Annotated in this window: 22 protein-coding genes; 15 read left to right on the top strand and 7 right to left on the bottom strand. The window is 63.1% G+C overall.

Annotation, left to right across the window (positions count from 1 at the left end; genetic code table 11):
• Positions 1–13 precede the first annotated feature (13 nt).
• The 9 genes from cpaB to NP945_RS08230 all read left to right on the top strand — a co-directional run bounded on the left by cpaB (position 14) and on the right by NP945_RS08230 (position 7,852).
• The gene (cpaB, locus tag NP945_RS08270) at positions 14–1,036 is read left to right on the top strand and encodes a Flp pilus assembly protein CpaB (protein ID WP_256746068.1); all 1,023 of its coding nucleotides are present in this window, start codon (positions 14–16) and stop codon (positions 1,034–1,036) included.
• 48 nt (positions 1,037–1,084) lie between these two features.
• Positions 1,085–2,530 (top strand): type II and III secretion system protein family protein, encoded by a 1,446-nt coding sequence (locus NP945_RS08265; protein ID WP_256746067.1) that lies wholly within the window; start codon positions 1,085–1,087, stop codon positions 2,528–2,530.
• On the top strand, positions 2,517–2,807 hold the full coding sequence (locus NP945_RS08260) for a hypothetical protein (protein ID WP_256746066.1): 291 nt from the start codon (positions 2,517–2,519) through the stop codon (positions 2,805–2,807). The genes NP945_RS08265 and NP945_RS08260 overlap by 14 nt, the downstream gene beginning before the upstream one ends.
• A 72-nt stretch (positions 2,808–2,879) precedes the next feature.
• Complete coding sequence (locus NP945_RS08255; protein WP_256746065.1) at positions 2,880–4,394, top strand: TadE/TadG family type IV pilus assembly protein; 1,515 nt, start codon at positions 2,880–2,882, stop codon at positions 4,392–4,394.
• A gap of 7 nt (positions 4,395–4,401) precedes the next feature.
• On the top strand, positions 4,402–4,896 hold the full coding sequence (locus tag NP945_RS08250; RefSeq protein WP_256746064.1) for a TadE/TadG family type IV pilus assembly protein: 495 nt from the start codon (positions 4,402–4,404) through the stop codon (positions 4,894–4,896).
• Entirely contained in the window at positions 4,890–5,528 is a 639-nt protein-coding gene (locus NP945_RS08245; RefSeq protein ID WP_256746063.1) for a TadE/TadG family type IV pilus assembly protein, read from the top strand. Before NP945_RS08250 ends, NP945_RS08245 begins: the two co-directional genes overlap by 7 nt.
• Entirely contained in the window at positions 5,525–6,688 is a 1,164-nt protein-coding gene (locus NP945_RS08240) for an AAA family ATPase (protein WP_256746155.1), read from the top strand. Before NP945_RS08245 ends, NP945_RS08240 begins: the two co-directional genes overlap by 4 nt.
• Positions 6,672–7,262, top strand: a complete 591-nt coding sequence (locus NP945_RS08235; protein WP_256746062.1) for a L,D-transpeptidase — start codon at positions 6,672–6,674, stop codon at positions 7,260–7,262. The genes NP945_RS08240 and NP945_RS08235 overlap by 17 nt, the downstream gene beginning before the upstream one ends.
• The gene (locus NP945_RS08230) at positions 7,259–7,852 is read left to right on the top strand and encodes a hypothetical protein (RefSeq protein ID WP_256746061.1); all 594 of its coding nucleotides are present in this window, start codon (positions 7,259–7,261) and stop codon (positions 7,850–7,852) included. Before NP945_RS08235 ends, NP945_RS08230 begins: the two co-directional genes overlap by 4 nt.
• A gap of 11 nt (positions 7,853–7,863) precedes the next feature.
• Here the strand turns inward: NP945_RS08230 and NP945_RS08225 are convergent, their stop codons facing one another.
• From NP945_RS08225 to NP945_RS08200, 6 genes are all read right to left on the bottom strand, one after another.
• Positions 7,864–8,397: a hypothetical protein gene (locus NP945_RS08225; protein WP_256746060.1), complete on the bottom strand. Its 534-nt coding sequence runs from the start codon at positions 8,395–8,397 to the stop codon at positions 7,864–7,866.
• 60 nt (positions 8,398–8,457) lie between these two features.
• Entirely contained in the window at positions 8,458–9,372 is a 915-nt protein-coding gene (locus NP945_RS08220; protein WP_127318834.1) for a carbohydrate ABC transporter permease, read from the bottom strand.
• Positions 9,373–9,487: 115 nt separating this feature from the next.
• Entirely contained in the window at positions 9,488–10,783 is a 1,296-nt protein-coding gene (locus tag NP945_RS08215; RefSeq protein WP_256746059.1) for a sugar ABC transporter substrate-binding protein, read from the bottom strand.
• Between the two features lie 95 nt (positions 10,784–10,878).
• Positions 10,879–11,709, bottom strand: a complete 831-nt coding sequence (locus NP945_RS08210) for a carbohydrate ABC transporter permease (protein WP_256746058.1) — start codon at positions 11,707–11,709, stop codon at positions 10,879–10,881.
• Positions 11,706–12,881 carry an ABC transporter ATP-binding protein gene (locus NP945_RS08205; RefSeq protein WP_256746057.1) on the bottom strand — a complete coding sequence of 392 codons (1,176 nt, stop codon included), beginning with the start codon at positions 12,879–12,881 and terminating at the stop codon, positions 11,706–11,708. The genes NP945_RS08210 and NP945_RS08205 overlap by 4 nt, the downstream gene beginning before the upstream one ends.
• A gap of 174 nt (positions 12,882–13,055) precedes the next feature.
• Complete coding sequence (locus NP945_RS08200; RefSeq protein ID WP_127318852.1) at positions 13,056–13,856, bottom strand: SDR family NAD(P)-dependent oxidoreductase; 801 nt, start codon at positions 13,854–13,856, stop codon at positions 13,056–13,058.
• Between the two features lie 165 nt (positions 13,857–14,021).
• Between NP945_RS08200 and NP945_RS08195 the strand changes: the two genes are divergently transcribed.
• From NP945_RS08195 to NP945_RS08170, 6 genes are all read left to right on the top strand, one after another.
• Complete coding sequence (locus NP945_RS08195) at positions 14,022–14,882, top strand: DeoR/GlpR family DNA-binding transcription regulator (RefSeq protein ID WP_127395311.1); 861 nt, start codon at positions 14,022–14,024, stop codon at positions 14,880–14,882.
• Between the two features lie 39 nt (positions 14,883–14,921).
• Positions 14,922–15,722: a BtpA/SgcQ family protein gene (locus NP945_RS08190; RefSeq protein WP_023809131.1), complete on the top strand. Its 801-nt coding sequence runs from the start codon at positions 14,922–14,924 to the stop codon at positions 15,720–15,722.
• A gap of 162 nt (positions 15,723–15,884) precedes the next feature.
• Positions 15,885–17,405, top strand: a complete 1,521-nt coding sequence (locus NP945_RS08185) for an FGGY-family carbohydrate kinase (protein ID WP_256746056.1) — start codon at positions 15,885–15,887, stop codon at positions 17,403–17,405.
• The gene (locus tag NP945_RS08180) at positions 17,405–18,034 is read left to right on the top strand and encodes an HAD family phosphatase (protein ID WP_256746055.1); all 630 of its coding nucleotides are present in this window, start codon (positions 17,405–17,407) and stop codon (positions 18,032–18,034) included. The genes NP945_RS08185 and NP945_RS08180 overlap by 1 nt, the downstream gene beginning before the upstream one ends.
• A gap of 153 nt (positions 18,035–18,187) precedes the next feature.
• The gene (locus NP945_RS08175) at positions 18,188–19,174 is read left to right on the top strand and encodes a sugar kinase (protein WP_256746054.1); all 987 of its coding nucleotides are present in this window, start codon (positions 18,188–18,190) and stop codon (positions 19,172–19,174) included.
• Positions 19,174–20,442, top strand: a complete 1,269-nt coding sequence (locus NP945_RS08170; RefSeq protein ID WP_256746053.1) for a D-tagatose-bisphosphate aldolase, class II, non-catalytic subunit — start codon at positions 19,174–19,176, stop codon at positions 20,440–20,442. Before NP945_RS08175 ends, NP945_RS08170 begins: the two co-directional genes overlap by 1 nt.
• A gap of 57 nt (positions 20,443–20,499) precedes the next feature.
• Here the strand turns inward: NP945_RS08170 and NP945_RS08165 are convergent, their stop codons facing one another.
• Positions 20,500–21,846, bottom strand: coding sequence for an FAD-binding oxidoreductase (locus tag NP945_RS08165; protein ID WP_256746052.1), 1,347 nt, complete (start codon positions 21,844–21,846; stop codon positions 20,500–20,502).
• Positions 21,847–21,963 lie beyond the last annotated feature (117 nt).

Below are 21,963 nucleotides of genomic sequence, written 5' to 3'. Positions count from 1 at the left end.
TGGGGATTGGGGCATGCGCGCCAATACGCTTATCATGATCGTTCTCGCCGGCGTGTTCGGCGTTCTGGCAGTTGTGCTGGTCAATATCTGGCTGGCCGGCCAGCGAAGCGCCATGGCGCAAACGGGAATCGTTCAAGCCAGCACAGTCGTGGTTGCGGCAATGCCACTGAAATTCGGCGATACGCTGAGCGCAGACAAATTACGCGAAGTCGCATGGCCGGCAGGCTCTATTCCAGCGGGCGCCTTCAAGACAACGAAAGAGGCCTTGGCCGGCGAAGGCACCAGGCAGGCGCTTCAAACCATTAGCGCCAACGAACCTGTCCTCGCCAGCAAGATCACTGGACCAGGTCAACGCGCCACGCTTTCGGCGGTGCTTGGCGAAGGCATGAAAGCTGTTTCCATCAGGGTGAACGACGTGCTCGGCGTCGCCGGCTTCGTCTTCCCGGGCGACCGGGTCGATGTGCTGCTGACGCGAACGGTTCGCAGCGATGACGGCGCGGACAAGAGTTTTGTCGATGTGCTGCTGCAGAGCATGAAGGTGCTCGCCATCGACCAGGTGGCCGATGTGAGCAAGGACAGCCCAACCGTGGTGAAGTCCGTGACGCTCGAGGCCAGCACCAAGGATGCGCAGAAGCTGACACTGGCGGCAGGCGCCGGGCAATTGTCGCTGGCGCTTCGCCAGGCCGCAGCCAGCAAGGGCGAGACAACGGAACGCGTGACACTTTCCGACCTGACCGGCGAAACGCCGGCCGATGTCGCCGCCAGGCAGGCGGAGCTTGACAAGAAGGCAGCGGCGGAAGCCGCGGCTGCAGCCGAGCGCAAGCGCGCCGAGGACAAGATTGCCGGGTTGACCCAGGCCGTGGAAAAAGTGGGAAGCCGTCTCGACGAGCTTGGCCGGGCCAAACCGGTTCCTGTCGCGGCACCGGCGACCAAGGAAGTGGTCAAATACGTGCAGCCTGAACCGCCGGCACGGGCGACGGTCGGCGTATTCCGAGGTGTGAAGCTCGAAACATATGACGTGCCGCGACAACAATAAAGTGCGGCGAAACGGATGCTGCCACCAGCAGCGAGTGGGGAGACGGGGATGCGGGGTTCTTGGTTAGGGATAGCGACGGCCGCGTTGTCGTGTCTGGCGGCGCTGTTGCTGTCGGGCCTGGCGGCCGGTGCGGCTGATCGCTTCATCGATGTGTCAACCCCTGCCGTGCACCGGATTTTCCTGCCGATGTCGCAATCGGTAACGATCCAGGTGAGTGCCAATCTGGGCGATATCGTCGTCGGTGACGAGAAGATCGCCGATGCGCAGCCGATGACCGACCGCACGCTCTATGTCATCGGCAAGGGCGCCGGCACCACCACGGTCAATTTGTTCTCCACCGACAAGCGCTCGCTCGGCGCCCTCCAGATCGAAGTCGGCGTCGACGTCAGCGACATGGCGCAGGCGATCCGACAGGTGGCGCCAAAGTCGCGCATCGAAGTGGGCTCGGTCAATGGCAGGGTCAGGCTTGGCGGTCACGTCAAGGACGGCGCCACGCTGGCGGCTATCCTGGCGGTTGCGCAGCAATATGGCCCCGACGCCGTCATCAACTCCGTCATCGTCGACGACAGCCAGCAGGTCAATCTGGAAGTGCGCGTGCTGGAAGCCAAGCGCAACACCGGCCGCGATCTCGGCGTGTCGATCAGGAGCACGAACGGCAGTGGCACGACCCGTACCGGCACCGGTGTTGCTGCCGTCGACGAGGACGGAGTGGTGCTCGGGCCAGGCGGTCTGCTCAGCGGCCTCCTGTCGACCTCCAGTCCCTTCGGAGCCCTGATCACGCGCGTCATCGACAGCAACATCAAGGTCGATCTGATCATCGAGGCGCTCGAGTCCAAAGGCGCGGTGCGCATGCTCGCGAACCCCAACCTCACCACTCTTTCCGGCGAGCAGGCCAGCTTCAACGCCGGCGGCGAAGTGCCTATCCGCACGCTCAACAAAGACGGCGAGATAAGCATCGAGTACAAGCAATTCGGCGTTAACCTGCTGTTCACGCCGGTCGTACTCGACGACGGCAAGATCCATATGAGGCTGGCGCCGGAAGTCAGCGACCTGACCGGCTTCACCACCGCCGGCGACCCGATCTTCACCAACCGCAAGCTGGCAACCGTCGTCGAACTGCGCGACGGCCAGAGTTTCGCCGTCGGCGGGCTTCTGTCGAGCAAGACCACCAAGCTCCAGGACCAGGTGCCGTGGCTCGGCCAGGTGCCTGTCATCGGAACGCTGTTTCGCAATTCGAGCAACCAGAAGGAAGAGACCGAGCTGGTTGTCATCGTCACGCCGCATATCGTGCGGCCGGTGAAACCCGGCGAGCAGCTGGCGACGCCTTTCGACAAGACACGGCCCGCCAACGATCCCGAATTCTTCGTGCTCGGGCAGCTTGAAGTGACCAAGGATATGGTCCGCAAATATGAACTGGGCGAAGGCGTAACCGGCCCCTATGGCCACATGCTCGACTTCAAATCGAAGGACAAGATGCTCTATGTCAAGAAATAGCGCCTTGATCCTCATCCTGGGCGCCGGCCTGCTGTCGGGCTGTGCCACGGACTATCTGAACCACTATGATTCGGTGACCCTGGCTGCCGGCGACACGCAGAAGTTCAATTCGATGCTGCAAACGGTCGACCCGCTCAATCCGGCCTCCAAAAACACCAGGATCGAGGGTGACGGTGCGCGCGCCGCCGGTGTTGCTCAGAACTACAGATTTCCACCACCACCGCCCCCGCCGCCGGCGATCACAGTCAATGTCGGCGGGTCGGGTGTGACGCAGTGAACTGAGCCGAAGGATGCGGAGGGGCGCCGGGCATGCGAGGGGCTCTGGCGCAGGAAAGCAGAGAGTAAGGTCATGCTGGGGACCATTCGTGCCTTCTGGAACGATCAGCGCGGCGTCGCGATGATCCTCGTGGCTATCATGCTGCCCGTGCTTGTCGGCTTCGCTCTGCTGGCAATCGATATGAGCCGGGCCAACGGACTTCATAACGATCTGCAGAAGGGTGTCGATGCGCTTGCGCTGGCTGCCGCCGCCGAGCTTGACGGCCGCACGGATTCGACCGAACGGGCCACCAGGGCGGCAACGACGCTCCTCACCAACAAGACCAAGTTTTCAACTTCGGGCAACCACACGCTCACACCGGCTGACGTGACGATCACCTATCTGTCGGGGATACCTGCCAGCGACAACATCGGACTGACAGCCGCCGGCGTCGACGCCAACGGTGTCAGCTGGGTGGCGCCCGATTCAAAATCCGCCCTATTCGCCGAAGTGACGGTAAATGCATCCGGCATAGCGAACGGAGCCGGGGCGTTTGAGGCGATCTTTCCGGCAAGCTTTCTGGGCGGCGACAGCACCTTCGAGATCAGGCCGCAGGCTGTGGCTGGGTTCAATCAGTCAATCTGCGAAACAGTGCCGATCTTCATGTGCAATCCGTTCGAGACGAGCGATCCCTTGACCAGCAAGACGATCCAGCAGGCGTTCGCCTCGGGTGACACGTACAGCCGAGAGTTTCGAATGTTGAAGGTGGATTCAAATCCTGGCCCTGGCAACTTTGGGCTGATCGACAACAATCTGTCCTCGCTGCGGGATGCCATAGCAATGGGCACCTCTGGGACATGCTACAGCCGCGACGTTCTCACCACGAAAACCGGCGTCACCTTGGGCCAAGTCAACGCAGGTCTGAACACCCGGTTCGACCTCTACAGCGGCTCACTGAATAAGAATAACAAGGACTGGGCTTATCGGCCCGCCAGCAATGTTCGCAAGGGGCAGAAGACCGGCTGCAGTAAGTATGACCCGGTCACGGACAACTCGGCCCTTCCTCTCCCGCCCGGTGATGGCTACGGGGTTAAACCTGGGATGTCGCTTCCCATAGGGTCTCAGGGCTTTTGGGGCAATTACTGGCAAATCAACCATGGCTCGGCTTACCCCAACGTTCCGAGCGCCACCAATCCGACCGGCGCAAAAACGGCGCCGGCTTCCCGATACGACGTCTACAAGTACGAGATCGCGAATGGGCTCGTCGGGGATAAATCCCTGGCGCCGACAAAGGAAACCGGAACGCCGTCCTGCTACAAGGGGGATGCGCCCACGGCGGATCCTGATCGCCGACTACTCAATATGGCGATCGTCAATTGCATCGCTAACCAGGCAAAGCTCAATGGCCATGTCCAGCTCAGGCCAGACGGCTATGCAAGCGTCTTCATCAACACGCCGGTCCAGAAGCAGGACAACACCAAGGACGATGAGGACGCCTCGGCGGCCGAGAAGCCTATCAGCCTAGAGATTGTCGATGTCGATGGCGGATTTGCAAACAACACGCTTGTCGACAAGGCTTTCCGGAACGAAGCCCAGTTGTATCGGTAGATTCGACATGACCAGGTTCGATAAAATCATCAGGCGGTTCCAAGGCGACGAAAATGGCGCCGCTTTGGTGGAAGCCGCGATCACCATACCGCTCGTGTTGCTGTTATCGGCCGGTGTGTTCGAGTTCTCCAACATCCTGAACACGCGCCTGCTTCTCGAAGCCGGCGTTGAGGATGCGGGTCGCTACATGGCACGATGCAGTAGCGATTGGGCGACTTGCAAGGGCCGGGCTCAAAACCTTGCTGCCAATGGGGTGGTCGCCAACGGCAGCGCCAGGGTGACCGGATGGCTGCCGGCGGCAGTTGCGATCACCACGGCGGTCTCGCTGCAAGCGGTTGACGTGGCCACGGGCACGCAGCTTTATCTTAGCAGCAAGAGCACTGTCGATGTCGTGGACGTCACTACCTCCTATTCTTATTCAGGCTCCGGATTCCTGTCATATCTTGGCTTTAGTCCACTGACCCTCACGGTGTCCCATCAGGAGCGAGTCATTGGATGGTGACGGAGCGCACCAAGTTTTGGGTTAGCCAGTCCGGAACCGCCATGGTCGAAATGGCCATAGTGATCTCGCTGCTATTGACGCTTCTGCTTGGCTTCGTCGATTTCGGCTACGCCTTTTATCAATGGAATGCAGGGAATAAAGCAGTGCAAGCCGGCGCAAGGCTGGCGCAGATTTCTACACCTGTCGCCAGCGGGCTCCTGGTGGAGACGATAACGCAGAGCGATGTAACCAAAGTCGGCACTGCGGTACCCGCAAACACTTACAACTATATCTGCACCGCCAACACCGCTGGAAGCGTCTCTTGCGTTTGCGGCACAGGCGCTACATGTCAAAACCTCAATGTAAGCCAAGCCGCTTTTGATTTTATTTTCAGCGGCAACAGCAGCCGGGCCGGAATGCAGACATTCCTGCCGCTGCTGGCCAAGTCCGAAGTCAGGATTCAATACCAGGCGTCCGGCCTCGGCTACTGGACGCGACCCAGCGGACCGGTGCCGACCATCACAGTCAGCATCACCAATCATCCCTTCCAGTTCTTCTTCCTGGGCGGACTGCTCGGATTCGGAAACATCACCATGCCCTCCATGCTGAGCACGGTCACGGGCGAAGACATGAAAAGCACGTGGACGCCATGAATGCCATCAACACCAAGGTAACGCCGACCAAGCGCAAGCAGGTGGCGCTGTTTTCGTCGGATCCGAATTTCAAGCGCGAGGTGGCGACGCGGCTCGATGCGCTGGCGATCTACGACGTCAGGGTTTCCGAGACGAGCGACTTCCTCAAGGGGCCGCCCGCGGAGACGCGCCCAGGCATCGTCATCCTCGATCTCAGCAATGGCGAGCTGCTCGGCCGGCCCGGAATCGTCGAGGCGCGCGCGCTGTGGGCCAGCGTGCCGCTGATCGCGGTTTCCGACGAGCTGACCTCGGAACAGACGCGCGTGCTGGTGCGCATGAACGCCTCGGACTGGCTGCACAAGCCGCTCGACGGCAAGGAGCTGCTCAATGCGGTGACTTTCCACGACACCGGCAACCAGGGAACGAAGAGCCGGATCATCACCTTCATCGGCGCCAGCGGCGGCGCCGGCGCCACGACGCTGGCGCTGTCGGCGGCCGAACATCTCGCCTCGAAATCGGCCGAGCGCGCGGCGTCCACCTGCCTCGTCGACCTGGATTTCCAGAGCGCCAATTGCGGCGCCTATCTCAATCTGTTCAACCAGTTCGACCTTGCCGGCATCATCGGCCAGCCGGAGCGGCTCGATGTCGAGCTGATGGACGTCATCAAGCTGTCGCGCCCGTCCGGCCTCACCCTCTACGCGTTCGAGCGGCCGCAACTGCCGTTCGAGCCGCATGGCAGCGATTTCGTCTTCCGGCTGCTCGACCTCGTCGCCTACCGCTTCGACGACATCGTCATCGACCTGCCCAATCTCGAAACGCCCTGGCACGATTCCGTGCTGTCGACGAGCGACGAGATCTTCATCGTCTTCGAACTGAATGTCGCTTCGCTGCGGCAGGGCAAGCGGCTCTACAAGAAGATCCGCGAGCTGCGCGGCAATGCGGTCAGCATCACGCTGGTCGCCAACAAGCACAAGCGCAAATGGTTCGGGAACCATTTTTCGCGCAGCGAGCTCGAAAAGATCTTCAAGGCGCCGCACATCAAGTCGGTCGCGCTCGACAACGCACTTCTGACCGATGCGCTGAACAGGGCCATTCCGCCTTCCGAGGTGGATGGGCGGGCGCGCTTCAACAAGGATCTGAAGCGGATGTTCAAAGAGCGGCTCGATGATGCTGCCCGATAGATATTGGATCGCTCCAAAGCTCGCCGGCGCCTGCGTGCTCGGCGTGGCGCTGGCGCTCTCCGCCCACGACTTCGCCCAGGCGCGATCCGCACTTTCGGAGCGGCCGCCGCTGCCGGCGATGGGGCCCAGCCTGCGCAAGGCCGTTGCCTTTAGAACCGCCGAGCAGCCGGGCACGATCGTCATCCGCAAGGACGAGAAGGCGCTTTACCTGGTGACCCGCCAGGGCCAGGCGCTGCGCTACCAGATCAGCGTCGGACGCGACGGGTTCGGCTGGACCGGAATCGTCAAGGTCGGGGCGAAGACCGAATGGCCGGAGTGGCGCCCGCCGCAGGAAATGCGCGCCCGCCAGCCGGAGCTGCCGAAAATGGTGCCCGCCGGCCCCTACAATCCGCTCGGCGCAAGGGCGCTCTACCTCTCGCGGGACGGGCGCGACACGCTCTACCGCATACACGGCACCAACGACCCGTCGGGTGTCGGCTTCGACGGGACATCGGGCTGTTTTCGTCTCACCAACACGGATGTGATCGATCTTTTCAAACGCGTCGCGGTTGGCGCAAAGGTGGTGGTCCAATGACGATGATCAGCGAACCGGACATGCCGGCGATCGATATCGGAAACCAGGAACAGCGCGAACCGGTTGCCACCGAGAAATTCAGCAAGGCAAAGACGATCGGCGTCATCGTCGCCGGTGGCGCGCTTCTGATCACCGCGGTCAACATGGCGGCCGCGGTCTATCTCTACCGGGGCATGAGCGACCTGCGTTTCGTCGAGGCGCGGCTGGAGCAGCTCGGCGCGTTCGAGCAGCGGATCGCGGCCCGGCTCGACACGGTCAACAACGGTTTTCAGAGCCGGTTCGAGAAACTGGACAGCCAGTTGCAAGGCAGCTTCAACGAGATCGATGCCAGCATTGCCCGGCTGGGGCAGAGTATGCCGGTCGCCGGCGGCGAGGGCATGCCGGGTGCGGAAGAACCGTCCGAATTCGCCACCAGCACGCTGGCGCAAGCGCCCGAAGCGCTCGACGGCGAGAGCGCGAGCGAGCCCGGCGTCATCGAAGCACCCGCACCCAGGAAGAGAATCGCATCGGCCTCGCCCCCTGCCCCAAGCTCCAACTACCAGCGCATCCAGCAGCCCGACGGCAAGGTCTATTACCGCCGGATCAACTAGACGCCATTGCTCTAGAGATCGCGCTGCAGCGCCAGGATGCGGATGGCCCGGACGGACCGCTCCCGCGCCTCAGTGAGGAAGGCGATGTGGCAGTAGGCACAGGCCACGATGCCAAAAAGCAGCACCAGGCTGTTCTTCAAGGTGAAATCGACGGCCAGCGAATACGGAAGACCCTTGGGCGAGGTGAATTCGGCAATCGTGCTGGCCGTTTCCGAATGGCTGCCGACGGCGATCATCAGGCCAGCGAAAATCAGGGCGACATGGTTGGCGAGGAACGAGGATGCCGATCTTTTGGCGTGGCACGCCACCCAGCAGACGATCGCTGCCGCGGCAAGAATGACGGCGTCGATAGCCATGGAACCACCCAGCCAGACATCGACCTGCTGCCAAAGCACCGTCGACAGAGGGCGCAGTTCAAGCCATAGCCACCATGCGGTGGGGCTGGCTGGATAGGTGCCCAGCAACAAGGTCGCCATGCGCTCCCCTGCCAGGACCGCCAGAATGAGAAACGGAAAGGCGAAAAGCAGAAGCGGCTGGCGTTTCATGTTCCCTCGACAATCTGCAAGCCAGGATAGGCCGTATAGATTGCTCAAGGCTTAACGGCCCTACTTCCGGCCCTCTCCCGATTGCGAGCGTTCGAGGACGGCAAAGAAGATCACGGTGAGCAGAAGGACGATCAGAAGCAGCACGAACGCGGCCGCCGCGCCTTCGTTGAGCGAAAGGCCGAGAAAGGCACGGCGGTAGGCAAAGAAGCTCAGCACTTCGGTCGCGTTGCCCGGCCCGCCCTTGGTCAGGACATAAGGCAGATCGTAGGTCCGGAACTCGTTGATCAGCTGGATGATGATGGTGATCGCCGCGACCGGCCGCAGCATCGGCAGGGTGATGTAGAAGAATTGCTGCCAGCCGCGCGCGCCATCCACTTCGGCCGCCTCATAGGGATCTCGCGGCAAAGCGGCGAGCCCCGCGGCGAGGATCAGCACGACGAAGGACATTTGCTGCCAGATGTCGATCGCCGCCATCGTCCAGAGCGCCATGCCTGGCGTGCCTAGCCAGTCGAGGCGCGGCAGGCCGAACGTTTCCATCAGATGATTGGCGATGCCGAGATTGGGCTGGAGCAGCATGCGCCAGATCAGGGCGACACTGATCGGCGACATCGCCATGGGAATGGTCAGAACCGCGAAATAGACCGGCTTCATCCGGACCGTCCGGTTGAGCATCAGGGCGATGCCGAGCCCGATCACGAATTCGCCGACCACCGTCACCGCCGAATAGCGCACGGTGAGCCAGAGCGCGTTCCAGAACAGATCATCGCCGATCATCGAGGCGAAATTCTTGAACCCGACAAGCGGCAGAAGCTGCGGCTTGATCAAGGTCATCGAGGAAATCGAGAGGATGCAGGCATAGGCCAGCGGAAAGCCCATCACGATCGCCAGCAGCAGGAGGCCGGGCAAGGCAAAGGCCCAGCCGGTCCGCCATTCGCGGCCACGGGCAGCCAATCCTTTTTTGATCGCATTGAACATCGTAACCGAGCCTTGGTCGGGGTGTGGCGTTGCTGATCTCGTCAAGATCCGGGGTCTGGACAAGATCCGGCGCGGCTGACACCGCCGCGCCGGATCTCCTGGCCGAGCCGGACCGCTATTTGTCGAGGAGCCCCTGCAGGCCGTCGGAAGCCGCCTTCAGCGCCGCGTCCGATGTCGCCTGGCCGCCAGCCGCCAGCGAGAGCTGGGTACCGAGCAGATCCTCGTATTGCGCCGAATAGGTGAAGATCGGGAACGACTTGCCGGTCGCCACCACATCCTCGGCGGTCTTGTAGAAGGGATATTTCGCCAGCACCGCCGCATCGGCATAGACATCGCTGCGCACCGGCGCGTGGCCCTCGAGCGCGCGCTTCACCGAAACATCCTTGCTCTGCACCCACTGTATGAAGGTCCAGGCGGCTTCCTGCTCTTCGGGCGACGTGTTCTTGGGAATGCCCCAGCCCCAACCGCCGCTTTCGCCATGGCCACCCGGCATCACCGACAGGCCGACCTTGCCGGCGACGGTCGGACACTTCACGGCATCGTCCATCTGCGGCAGCATCCACCAATAGGTGACCATGCTGAAGGCGGAACCGCTGCACATCAGGCGCATGGTGTCATCGAGTGTCGCCGATATGGCACCCTGCTGGGCGCCATGCTGGATGTTGTCGACATAGAGATCGAGCGCCTTCTTGGCCTCTGCCGTGCCGAGGCTCGCCTTGCCGTCGGCATTAAGATAGCTGCCGCCGGCGGAGAACAGGTAGTTGGAGAATTCCATGCTGTTGGGATCGCCGCGCTGGCCCTGCATCGCGGCTCCGGCGACGCCGGCATTGGCCTTCATGAATTTGGAAATCGCCACATAGTCTTCGAGGGTCGTCGGCAAAGCGAGTTCCTTGCCGGTTGCCGTCTTGTAGGCGGCCTTGAGCTTCTCGTCGCCGATCAGGTCCGTGCGGTAGAGGAGGCCCATCGAGTAGTTGTACATGGGCACCAGGAACAGCTGGTCCTTGGTCCGGCCGAGCAGGTCAAGCGTCGAGGGAATGAAGGGGCCTAGATCGTATTTGGATTTCTCGACGAAGGGTTTCAGATCGGCGAGCCAGCCGGCCGCCGGAAATTCGCCGGCCCACAGGAAGTCGACCTCGAGCACATTGTAGTAGCTCTGCGGCGCGGTCAGCTGCGACACCAGCTTGTCGTGCATGTCGGGATAGCCGATCTTCTCGAACTCGACCTTGATGCCGGTCTGCTTCTCGAATTCGGGCAACAGCGCTTCGATGATCTTGGTTTCCGGCACGTCCTCCATCAAGGCGTGCAAGGTGATGGGCTCAGCCGCCCTGGCCGGAAGCGATGCGCTGACAACAGCTGCCCCGCTCACGGCCGTCATCAGCATTTTGATCAAGGTCTGCTTGTTCCAAGTCATAACTCTCTACTCCTCTTTCCCTCTGGACGCGGCGGTGATCCCGTCACGATTTCATAACCGGCTAGCGAGCCATGTCGGCTCTCGGAGCGGCCGGCCTATTTCACGCTGCCGAACGTCAAGCCCTGGACGATGAAACGCTGGATGAAGCGGGAAGCCACGACCAGCGGCAGGATGGCAAGGACGACGCCGGCAGAGACCTTGGCGATCTGGACGCCGTTCGAGGTCTGCAACGCGGCGAGCGCAACCGGTATGGTCGCCGTCTTCGGCCCGCTCAAAACCAGGGCAAACAAAAACTCATTCCACGCCAGGATGAAGCCGAGGACGCCGGCGGCCGCGATACCGGGCATCGACACCGGCAGCACAATGCGCCAGAAGGCGCCCCAGGCGGTCGCGCCGTCGGTCATCGCCGCCCACTCCAGATCGACTGGAATGCCTTCGAAGAAGCCCATCAGGATCCAGGTCAGGAAAGGCAGGTTGAGCGCGGCATAGACGATGATCAGCCCGGTCAGCGAATTGCTGAGCTCCAGGCTTCGGAACAGCGTGAAGGTCGGCAGCACCAGCGCCACGGGCGGCAGCATTTGCGTCGCCAGAACGGCAAAACGCGCCCACCGACCGCCCGTACGGAAGCGGGCGAAGGCATAACCGGTGGTGGCGGCAAAAGGCAATGCGAGCAGAACCGAGCCGAGCGCGACGATCAGGCTGTTGAGGTAGGACTGACCGAAGCGGCTCGACAGGAGCGCCGAATAATTGTCCGTCGTAAAGGCCGGCATCAGCTCGTTGCTGTAGGATAGCTGCTCGGGCACGAAGCTTGTCCGCAGCACCCAGAGCGGCGGCAGCAGCACGATGGCGCAAACGACAATCAGCCCGAAATGAAGGCCGAAGCGGCGACGAAAGGCCCGCCGCTCGTTTCTGTCCATGCTGGTCATCGAGTGGCCCCCATGAGGCTCGGCCGCGCGATCACCAGTTCGGTTTCGGGATCAAACAGGTGCATCGGCAGCGGGTCGATGTAGAGTTCGACGATCGAGCCGACGGGCGCCGTGAAATAACGGCTCAGGCGGGCGGCGATCTCCAACGGCTTGCCGCCTCCGGCGGGGTGGGCATCGTCCGTGCCGGTGGCCTGACCGGCAATCTGGCCGATCAGGACGTTCTCGGCGCCGAGAGCTTCGACGGCCACGACCCGTACGGAAATCTTTTGCCAGTCCGGCTTGTCGGGGCTTTCGTGGAAATCCTCGGCCCGCACGCCCAGAATGACGCGGCGCCCGACACGCTCGCCATAAGCGTTGCGGTGGCGGGCGGGGACGGCAAGCACGGCACCACTGTCGGTCAGGACGGAGAGCCCTTCGCCAGGTGCGGCCTGAAGCGTGGCCGGAATGAGGTTCATCGGCGGCGTCGCCAGGAAGCGCGCGACGAAGGTGTTGACCGGGTCGGCATAGACTTCAAGCGGCCGGCCGGCCTGGACCAGGCGACCATCGCGCATGATGCATATGCGATCGCCCATGGTCATGGCCTCGACCTGGTCGTGCGTGACATGGACGATGGTGCGGCCGAGGCGTCGGTGCAGCTTGACGAGTTCGAGCCGCATCTCGGCACGCAGCTGCGCATCGAGGTTGGACAGCGGTTCATCAAGCAGGAAGGCCGCCGGTTCGCGAACGATCGCCCGGCCAAGCGCGACACGCTGACGCTGGCCGCCCGAAAGCGCTGCCGGCTTGCGGCCGAGAAGATTCTGCAAACCGAGCAGGTTCGCGGCGTCGGCAATCTTGGCATCGATCACTGCGGCGTCGGTGCCGCGCATCTTCAACCCGAAGGCCATGTTCTGCCGCACCGACATATGCGGATAGAGCGCGTAGCTCTGGAACACCACCGCGACGTTGCGGTCGCGCGGCGCGACATTGGCGACGCTCTTGCCGCCGATGCGAAGATCGCCGGAGGAGATACTCTCCAGGCCGGCAATCATCCGCAGCGTCGTCGACTTGCCGCATCCCGACGGGCCGAGAAAGATCACGAATTCACCATCGGGAATGGTGAGATCGACCTCATGCACCCCGTAATTGCCATTGCCGTAGAGCTTGGAAACGCGATCGAGCTCGATAGACGCCATAGACTTTCCTCATGAACCCGTCTGACCCGGCTGAACGCCGAAGGCCGAAGTCGAGCGAACGGTCATCTTAGAGAACAAAATGTAACATTGAAAGCCTGCCTTCTGATCATATGTGTTCACTTTTTTGGATGGCGCGTGCCAGCATCAGGATCCGGTTACAGCCGCCAAAAGCCGTCAGGTCATGTAGACGCCGCCGGTCACGTTGACGCCCTGGCCAGTCATGAAGCGGGCTTGATCCGAGCAGAGGAACACGACGACGTCGGCGACATCCTCCGGCAACTCGAGCCGGCCGAGCGGCGTCTGCGCGATATAGTCGGCGACCACCCGTTCGGGCGTGACCTGCCGCAGATGCGCCTCCCATTCGACTTCGCGCGATTGCATGCCGGTCTTGACGAACCCCGGGCAGACGGCATTGACGCGGATTCCCTTGGGCGCGAGCTCGCGGGCAAAGGCCTGCGTCCAGCCGAGCACGGCGAACTTGGATGCCGAATAATGCGCCAGGAGCGGCGCACCGACCTTCGCCGCAAGCGAGGCGGTGTTGACGATGCAGCCCGTGCCTTGCTTGACAAAATGCCGTCCAGCGATCTGATTTGCGAGGAATACCCCGCGCGCATTGACCGAGAAGTTGAAGTCCCACTCCTCGTCGGTCAGATCGAGCGCGTGCTGCATGGTGGACACGCCGGCATTGGCAATCAGGATATCGCAGCCGCCTAGCGCTTCCAGCACAGTGGCAAAGGCCGCCTCGACGGAATCGCGACGGCGAACATCGACCGTGACGGCGGCGGCACCGCCGCCAATCTCCTCGGCCGCCTTGCGCGCGGCGTCGGGATCCAGATCGCCGATCGCCACGGCGACACCCTGCCGCGTCAGGGCGGTCGCGATCGCGCGACCGATCCCCGCGCCGCCACCCGTCACAAAGGCACGCTTGCCCGCGAGTTCGGCAAGCACTGGAGGAATGACGGAGGCAGCCGGCATGGTCGTATTCTCTCTGCTTGGTGGCGGAACGCGTTCTGTTAATATCGAGATGCATACCAATAAATTCGAACACTGCAAACATATTTTTGTTTGAAAATGTTTGATCATGCGGTAGAGTTGAAGTTGCAGACCGCTTCGTCAGCGGCTTACCCACCGGATACATCGATGGCCGACGACACCGCCTCTCCTCTATCGTCCACGCATGGCGCACCGCGTGATGCCGACCGTCAGCGCCTTCTCGCGCACGATCGACAGGCACGCATCCTGGCTTTCCTGCGCCGCACGGGGTCGCTCACCGTCGCTGCGGCAGCGGCCGAACTCGCCGTTTCCGACATGACGATCCGCCGTGATCTGGTCGAATTGGAGCGCGAGGGCAGGCTTGTACGAATCCACGGAGGTGCGATCGAGGCGGACAACCCGCCGCTGGTCGCCATGGACAGTGAGGAGCCGAGTTTCGATTCGCGCTTGCGCCAGCGCCGTGACCCGAAGGCCGCGATTGCCGCCGCCGCGGCCGCCTTGGTTTCGGGATACCGCACGATCGCATTGGATGTCGGCACCACCACCTATCTGATGGCCGAGCACCTCAAGGACCTTCCGCACGCCAAGGTGTTCACCAACAGCCTCAGGATCGCGGCGGCGCTGAACGGCGGCGTGCCCGAAGTCTATGTTGCCGGCGGCCGTGTACGGGCCGACGAGATGTCGACCGGCGGACCCGCGGCCATCGCCCAGTTCGAGGCGCTGTGGTTCGATGTCGCCGTGATCGGCGTCTCCGGCATCACGGCGGACGGCCTCTTCGACTATTCCTTCGATGATACCGATATGAAGCGCGCCTATCTCAGACGCTCAGGCACCAAGATCGTGCTCTGCGATTCCGCCAAATTCCTGCGCATGTCGCTGGTGCGGATAGCGCCACTGTCGGACGTCGACATCCTCATCACCGATGCCGAGCCGCCGGCCAAGATCGCCGCAGCGCTCGCCGCGGCCAAGGTCGACCTGCGCATCGCGCCGCCGCTGACGCGCGACTGAGGCGCAACATTTTCACTTTATCCCCAAGGAGACGACTCGATGGTATTTGAATTTTTCGGCGACAAGAAGAAGGCTGTCATCTCGATGGCACATATCGGTGCCCTGCCGGGAACGCCCCTCTATGATGCCGATGGCGGCCTCGACAAGCTGATCGATGGCGTGCTCTCCGACATCCGCAAGCTGCAGAGCGGCGGCGTCGATGCCATCATGTTCGGCAACGAGAACGACCGCCCCTATGTCTTCAAGGCGCCGCCCGAAGGCATTGCCGCCATGACCGCGATCGTCCAGGCGGTGAAACCCGAGCTGAAGGTGCCGTTTGGCGTCAATTATCTCTGGGACCCGACTGCCAGCGTCGCGATCGGGGCGGCCACCGGAGCCCGTTTCGTGCGCGAGATCTTCACCGGCCTGTTTGCTTCCGACATGGGCCTGTGGGAGCCCGATTGCGCCGCCGCCTCGCGCCTGCGGCACAATCTTGGCCGCGACGACATGAAGCTTCTCTTCAACATCAATGCAGAGTTCGCACACTCGCTCGACCAGCGTCCTATTGAATTGCGCGCCAAGAGCGCGGTGTTCTCGTCGATGGCCGACGCCATCCTCGTTTCCGGTCCGATCACTGGCCAGCCGGCCGACCAGTCCCACCTGCGCAGCGTCTGCGAGACGATCAAGGACGTGCCGGTCTTCGCCAACACCGGCGTGAACATCGACAATGTCCGCGATGTCCTTTCGCTGGCGAGCGGGGTCGTGATCGGGACCCATTTCAAGATCGATGGCAATACCTGGAACGCCGTCGACGGCGATCGGGTCAAACGCTTCATGGACGTTGTCGCCACTTTGCGCTGAGAACGGCTTCCACGGCGATGCCGGCCATCGCGCCGGCTCGCGGTGATCATATCGATCGTTGCGGGCCGGCGTCCGGAATGATCGACTGGTATCGAGCAGCGGGACACGACGAGGCAGACAGGTTCGCCCGCCTGCCCTTCCCGGCATTTCAATGGATTCGACATGGCGTTCGTTCTCGGTCTCGATATAGGCACCACCTCGACGATCGGCATTCTGATCCGGCTTCCCGATCAGGTGCTGGGCCTCGCCTCGCGCCCCGTCACGCTGCATTCCGAGCATGCGGGCTGGGCCGAGGAAGATCCCGCGCAATGGTGGACCAATGTCCGCGACATCGTGCAGGAGCTGCTGAGGACCAGCGGCATCAAGGCCGAAGAGATCGTGGCGATCGGCACCACCGGCATGCTGCCGGCGGTCGTTCTTCTGGACGACCAGGGCGAGGTGCTGCGACTGAGCATCCAGCAGAGCGACGGCCGCTGTGGCGCCGAAGTTGCCGAACTGCGGACCGAATGCGATGAGGCGGCTTTCATCGCCAAGGCCGGCAACGGCATCAACCAACAGCTGGTCACCGCAAAGCTGCGCTGGATAGAGCGTCACGAGCCGGAGGTGTTCAGCCGCATCGCCACCGTTTTCGGCTCCTATGACTATATCAACTGGCGCCTCACCGGCGAACGTGCGGTTGAGCAGAACTGGGCGCTGGAGGCCGGCTTCGTCGATGTTTCGACGCACCGGATCGACGACGACCTGGTGGCGCTCGCCCACATACCGCGCTCGGCCGTGCCACGAAAGATCGCCTCGCATGAGATCCTCGGTTCCGTCTCGGCGAAGACCGCGGATGAGACCGGCCTGATGGCGGGAACACCTGTCGTCGGTGGTGCGGCCGACATGATCGCTTCCGCGCTCGGCGCCGGAGTTGCCACAGCAGGCGATGTCCTCCTGAAATTCGGCGGCTCGGTCGATATCCTGATCGCCACCGATCAGATCAAGCCAGATCCCCGCATGTATCTCGATTACCATCTGGTGCCAGGCCTGTTCATGCCCAATGGCTGCATGTCGACCGGCGGCTCGGGCCTCAACTGGTTCGTACGCAATTTCGCCGGCGGCGAGATGGCCGCGGCACAGGCCGATGGTATTTCGGTACACCAGCGGCTCGATGCGCTGGCGGCAGAGCGTCCCGCCGGTGCCGACGGCCTCACCGTCCTGCCCTACTTCCTCGGCGAGAAGACGCCGATCCATGATCCAGCGGCTCGTGGCGTGATCGATGGGCTGACGCTGTCGCACGATATCGGCCATGTCTGGCGCGCTTTGCTCGAGGCCTATGCCTTCGCCATCGCGCATCATATCGAGGTGCTCAACGACATGGGCCACCGGACCGAGCGCTATCTCGCCTCCGACGGCGGCTCAAGCAGCAAGGTCTGGATGCAGATTGTCGCGGATGTCCTGCAAAAGCCGGTCCAACGCCTGACCGGGCACCCCGGCTCTTGTATCGGCGCTGCCTGGACGGCGGCGATCGGCGTCGGCCTGACCGACGACTGGTCGGGCGTTTCCGGTTTCGTCAGCTTCGCCGACCGGCTCGATCCCGACCCGCGCAAAGCTGATATCTACCGCGACGGCTATCGCCGCTATCGCGATCTTTATGCGCGCCTGTCGGCTCCTGGCGCGACCAGAGCGGGATCGTCATCGTGATGTATCGCGCCGTCGCCTGGGACATCGACGGAACGCTGATCGACAGCGAGCCGTTGCATCATCAATCCCTCCTCGCCGGCTGCCGCAACTGGAACGTCGATCTTGACGACCTGCCCGACCAAGCCTTTCGCGGCATCCATATGGGCGACGTCTGGACAATGCTGCGTCCGCGTCTCCCGGGCGGGCTCGACCAGGCGGAGTGGCTCGCCGCTATCAATGCCCACTACGTCGCGAACCGGGCGAACGCCGTCCCGATCCCCGAGGCGGTCGAGACGATCCGGGCCCTGGCTGACCGCGGCGTCCCGCAGGTCTGCGTCTCGAATTCCGGCCGGCAAGTCGTCAATGCCAATCTCGATGCGCTCGGCGTGCGCGACCATATGAGCCTCACAATCAGCCTCGACGACGTGTCGGCCGGCAAACCCGACCCAACGCCCTATCGCGAGGCCTGCCGGCAGCTCGCCATAGCTCCAGGGTCCGTAGTGGCCGTGGAAGATAGCCGCACCGGTACCAAGGCCGCACGGGCCGCTGGTCTGTTCGTGGTTGGCTATCTCCCCAGCGGCGTCCTGCTCGGCGACGTCGATCTCAGTACCAACCGTCTGTCGTCGATCCTGGACCTGTTTCCCGGCTGAGGGTTTGCGCGTCGTTCCAAGTGTGCGCTTGACCATGCATGCAGGTTTGTAGCGTGATGGCAGCTGATCGATTCACATCGATCCGGTAGGAATCCTCTTGCGCCTCGGCGTCGTGAAACCGCGAACGACACCACACCCAGGATTGGACGCTTGATGAACGACCTCCCCCGAACACTTGCAGCGGACTCGCTCGGGCCAACCGTGACGATCGGAGAAATCCTGGTAGAGATCGTCGCGAGGCAGACGGGCACCGGCTTCCGGCAACCTATCGACCTCATTGGTCCCTTTCCGAGCGGCGCGCCCGCCATCTTCATCGATCAATGCGCACGTATGGGCGGAGCGGCCGCAATGGTGGGCGTGGTCGGCGACGACGATTTCGGCGCCGTCAACATGGAGCGCCTGAAGCGGGACGGCGTAGACACTTCAGCCATCGCTGTTTCCCCGGATTATCCGACGGGCAGCGCCTTTGTTCGCTACCGCACGGACGGAAGCCGCGATTTCGTCTACAACATCGCCAAATCCGCCGCCGCCCGACTGGAATGGAGCCCGCAGGTCGAGGCGCTGATCGCGCGTTGCGGGCATATCCATGTCATGGGAACGGTGTTCGCAAGTCCCGCAGCCTGGGCGATCACCGAACGCGCGATCCCGCTGATCAAGGCACGCGGCGGCACGATGTCGCTCGATCCGAACCTGCGCAAGGAATTGCTGGCGCACGGCCAGACCGAGGAGAAATTCGCCGGTCTGGTGGACGAAGCGGACCTGCTGCTGCCGTCGGGCAATGAATTGTTCCTGGCCGCCGGCACGGACGGGGAGGAACGCGCGATCGAGGCGCTGTTCAGACGAGGGGTCAAGGAGATCGCCGTGAAGCGCGGCGAACATGGCGCGTCAGCCCGTCAAAGCACCGGAGCCCGCGCCGATTGCCCCGGCCTCATCGTCGAGGAAACGGACCCCACCGGCGCCGGCGACTGTTTCGGGGGAGCCTATGTCGCATGCCGGCGGCTGGGGATGGCGCTGCAGACGGCGCTCGAATTCGCCAACGCGGCAGGGGCGCGCAACGTCACACGCCTCGGTCCCATGGAGGGAGCCGGCACGCCGGCCGAGCTGGAAGATTTCATGGCAAGAACGGCGAGAAGAAATTGATGCGTGTGGCGATCGAAGATTTGCCGGCCCTGCACAGGGACGGGAAGAAAATCGGGGTGACCTCGGTGTGCTCGGCGCACCCGCTGGTGCTGAAAGCCGCACTGCGCCACGGGCGGGAAACCGGCACCACCGTCCTGATCGAGGCGACGTGTAATCAGGTCAATCATCTAGGTGGTTATACGGGCATGACGCCGGCCGATTTCGCGGCGATGGTGGAAGCGCTCGCGGCAGCCGAGCAGTGCCCGCAAGAGCTGATCGTGCTTGGCGGGGATCATCTCGGCCCCAATCCCTGGAGAGACCGGCCCGCCGAGGAGGCGATGGCGCAGGCCGGGACGATGATCGATGCCTATGTCCGCGCCGGCTTCCGCAAGATCCACCTCGATGCCTCGATGGGCTGCGCGGGTGAACCGGCGGCGCTAGACGACCACACGGTGGCCGGGCGCGCGGCCAGGCTGGCAGGCGTCGCGGAGCAGGCGGCAGCGCAGAGCGGCGGGGCAAGCCCGGTTTACATCATCGGCACGGAAGTGCCGCCGCCCGGCGGCGCCGATCACACATTGGATGCGATCACCCCGACCAGTCCGGAGGCCGCTCGCCAGACACATGCCATTCATGCCCAGGCATTCCACACCGCCGGGCTTGAAAGCGCATTTTCCCGCGTCATCGGGCTTGTGGTGCAGCCGGGCGTGGAGTTCGGCAACCAGAATGTGATTTTCTACGATCGGGCAAAGGCCCGCGACCTGGCGGCAACCCTCGACAGATTGCCGTCGCTCATTTTCGAAGCCCATTCGACGGACTATCAGGGTGAGAGGCCGTTGCGTGAACTCGTCGAGGACGGCTTCGCCGTCCTCAAGGTCGGACCCGAGCTGACCTTCAAGCTGCGCGAGGCGCTGTACGCGCTCGACCTGATCGCTTCCGACCTGGCGCCTGGCTATGGCGAGCGGCCGCTTTACCGCGCAATGGAAGAGCTGATGCAAGCCACCCCCAAGAATTGGGCAAGCCACTATCATGGAAGCGATGCCGACAAGCGGACGCTGCGCCACTACTCCTATTCCGATCGCATCCGATATTATTGGGCGATCCCGCAAGCCCGTGCCGCCTGCAACCGTCTTTTCGATACGTTGAAAGGCCGGAGGGTACCGGTGACGCTGTTTCTCCAGCACCTGCCTTCTGCAGTCACATGGGCTGGCCGCGCCTGCGACGGCGAGGAGATCGCGATCGGTCACGTCCGGCGGAGCATCGAGGCCTACGCCCGGGCATGCGGCACCTGAACCCCTCGTCCGGTTCTTCAAGGCCAGAGCGCATGGGCTGGCGGGCGGCAGGAACGCTTACAGCGATGGCCCCAATCGGATCGGACTGCCATCGCTGAAACGGGATTGACGGAACCTGTGGAGGTTGTGCCCGGTCTCGTTGCCTTGGACGAGGTCGGACAGCACACGGCCGATGCCGGGTCCGATGCCGAAGCCGTGGCCGCTCATCCCGGTCGCTATGACGAGACCCGGGATCGCAGCGGCGCGATCGACGATGGGCACGACATCGGGCATCGCATCGATCATGCCCGCCCAGCTCGCCTTGAGCGGCACAGTCGTGAACTGAGGGAAAAGCTCCCTGAACCCGCGGTCGATGGCGCGGAGCGCCGACGTCTCGGGAGCCGGATTGAGGACGCGCATCCGTTCGAAAGGGCTTTCTTCATCCGCGTTCCATCTGCGCGGCGTCGACCAGCCGTCCGGGTATCCTCGCGGGGCCGCCGGCAGGTAGCGCGTGCCGAAGGGATTGGCCATCAGGGCGCTGAAATATTTGCCCGCATGGCGAAAGGCGTCCGGCCCTATGTAGAGTTGGCTACTGCCTCCCGATGCGAGCGTATACCCGCCATCCTGCCTGCGCCGGAAAGCGATGCGTTCATCCGCGGCGGCACCGGTGTGGATTTCCGGCATCGGTGCTGTCGCGGCGACAGTCGCCCTGACGCTGAGCTGCGGAATCGAGATGCCGTGGGCGCGCAGAAAGAGCGACGTCCACGCGCCGCTGGCGACGAGGACGCTCGAGGTCGCGATGAGCCCTTTCTCGGTCCAGACGCCACTGATGCGACCCCCGGAGATGTCGAGCATACGTGCCGCGCAATTCTCGATGATCGTCACGCCTTCGCGGGCCGCCAGGCGCGCAAGCGCGGGCACGGCGACCCAAGGTTCGGCGCGCATGTCCGACGGGGTGATCATTGCGCCTTTGAACGGTAGCGCCATGGCCGGGATCAGGCTTGCCAACTCACCTTGGTCGAGGAGACGCGTGTCGACGCCATGAGCCTGGGCGATCGTCAGGAATTTCGCGAAACCGGCCATCTCCTTGTCCGTCCGCGCAAGATAGGTAACGCCCGTCTGCGTCAGTCCTATGTCCTCGCCACACTCCTGCGCCAGTTGCCGCCAGAGGCGCTGCGCTTCGATGACGATCGGCAGTTCGTCGGCATCGCGGCCCTGCTGCCGGATCCAGCCCCAATTGCGCGAGGATTGCTCGGCGGCGATGCGGCCCTTTTCCAGCAGCGTCACCGAGACGTTCCGTCGCGCCAGGAACAGTGCCGTGCTCACGCCAATGACCCCGCCGCCGATGATCACGACGTCCGAAGTCTTCGGCAGGGGCTGCTGGAACTGGATCGAGGTGGCTTCGGTGAAGGAGAAGATTGTCAAAGAGCACCGTCCTTCTTGGTATGCTGCGGCGACATCCGGTCCACGCTGGCAGCGAGATCTGGGCAGCGATATCTGGCCGCCGTGAAATGTCGATACCACGCGAGGAGATTGATCGTC

The organism is Mesorhizobium sp. LMG17149, assembly GCF_024518695.1.
Lineage (GTDB): Bacteria > Pseudomonadota > Alphaproteobacteria > Rhizobiales > Rhizobiaceae > Mesorhizobium.
Note: the sequence above shows the minus strand (reverse complement) of the source record. Positions and strands in the feature narration are given on the sequence as shown.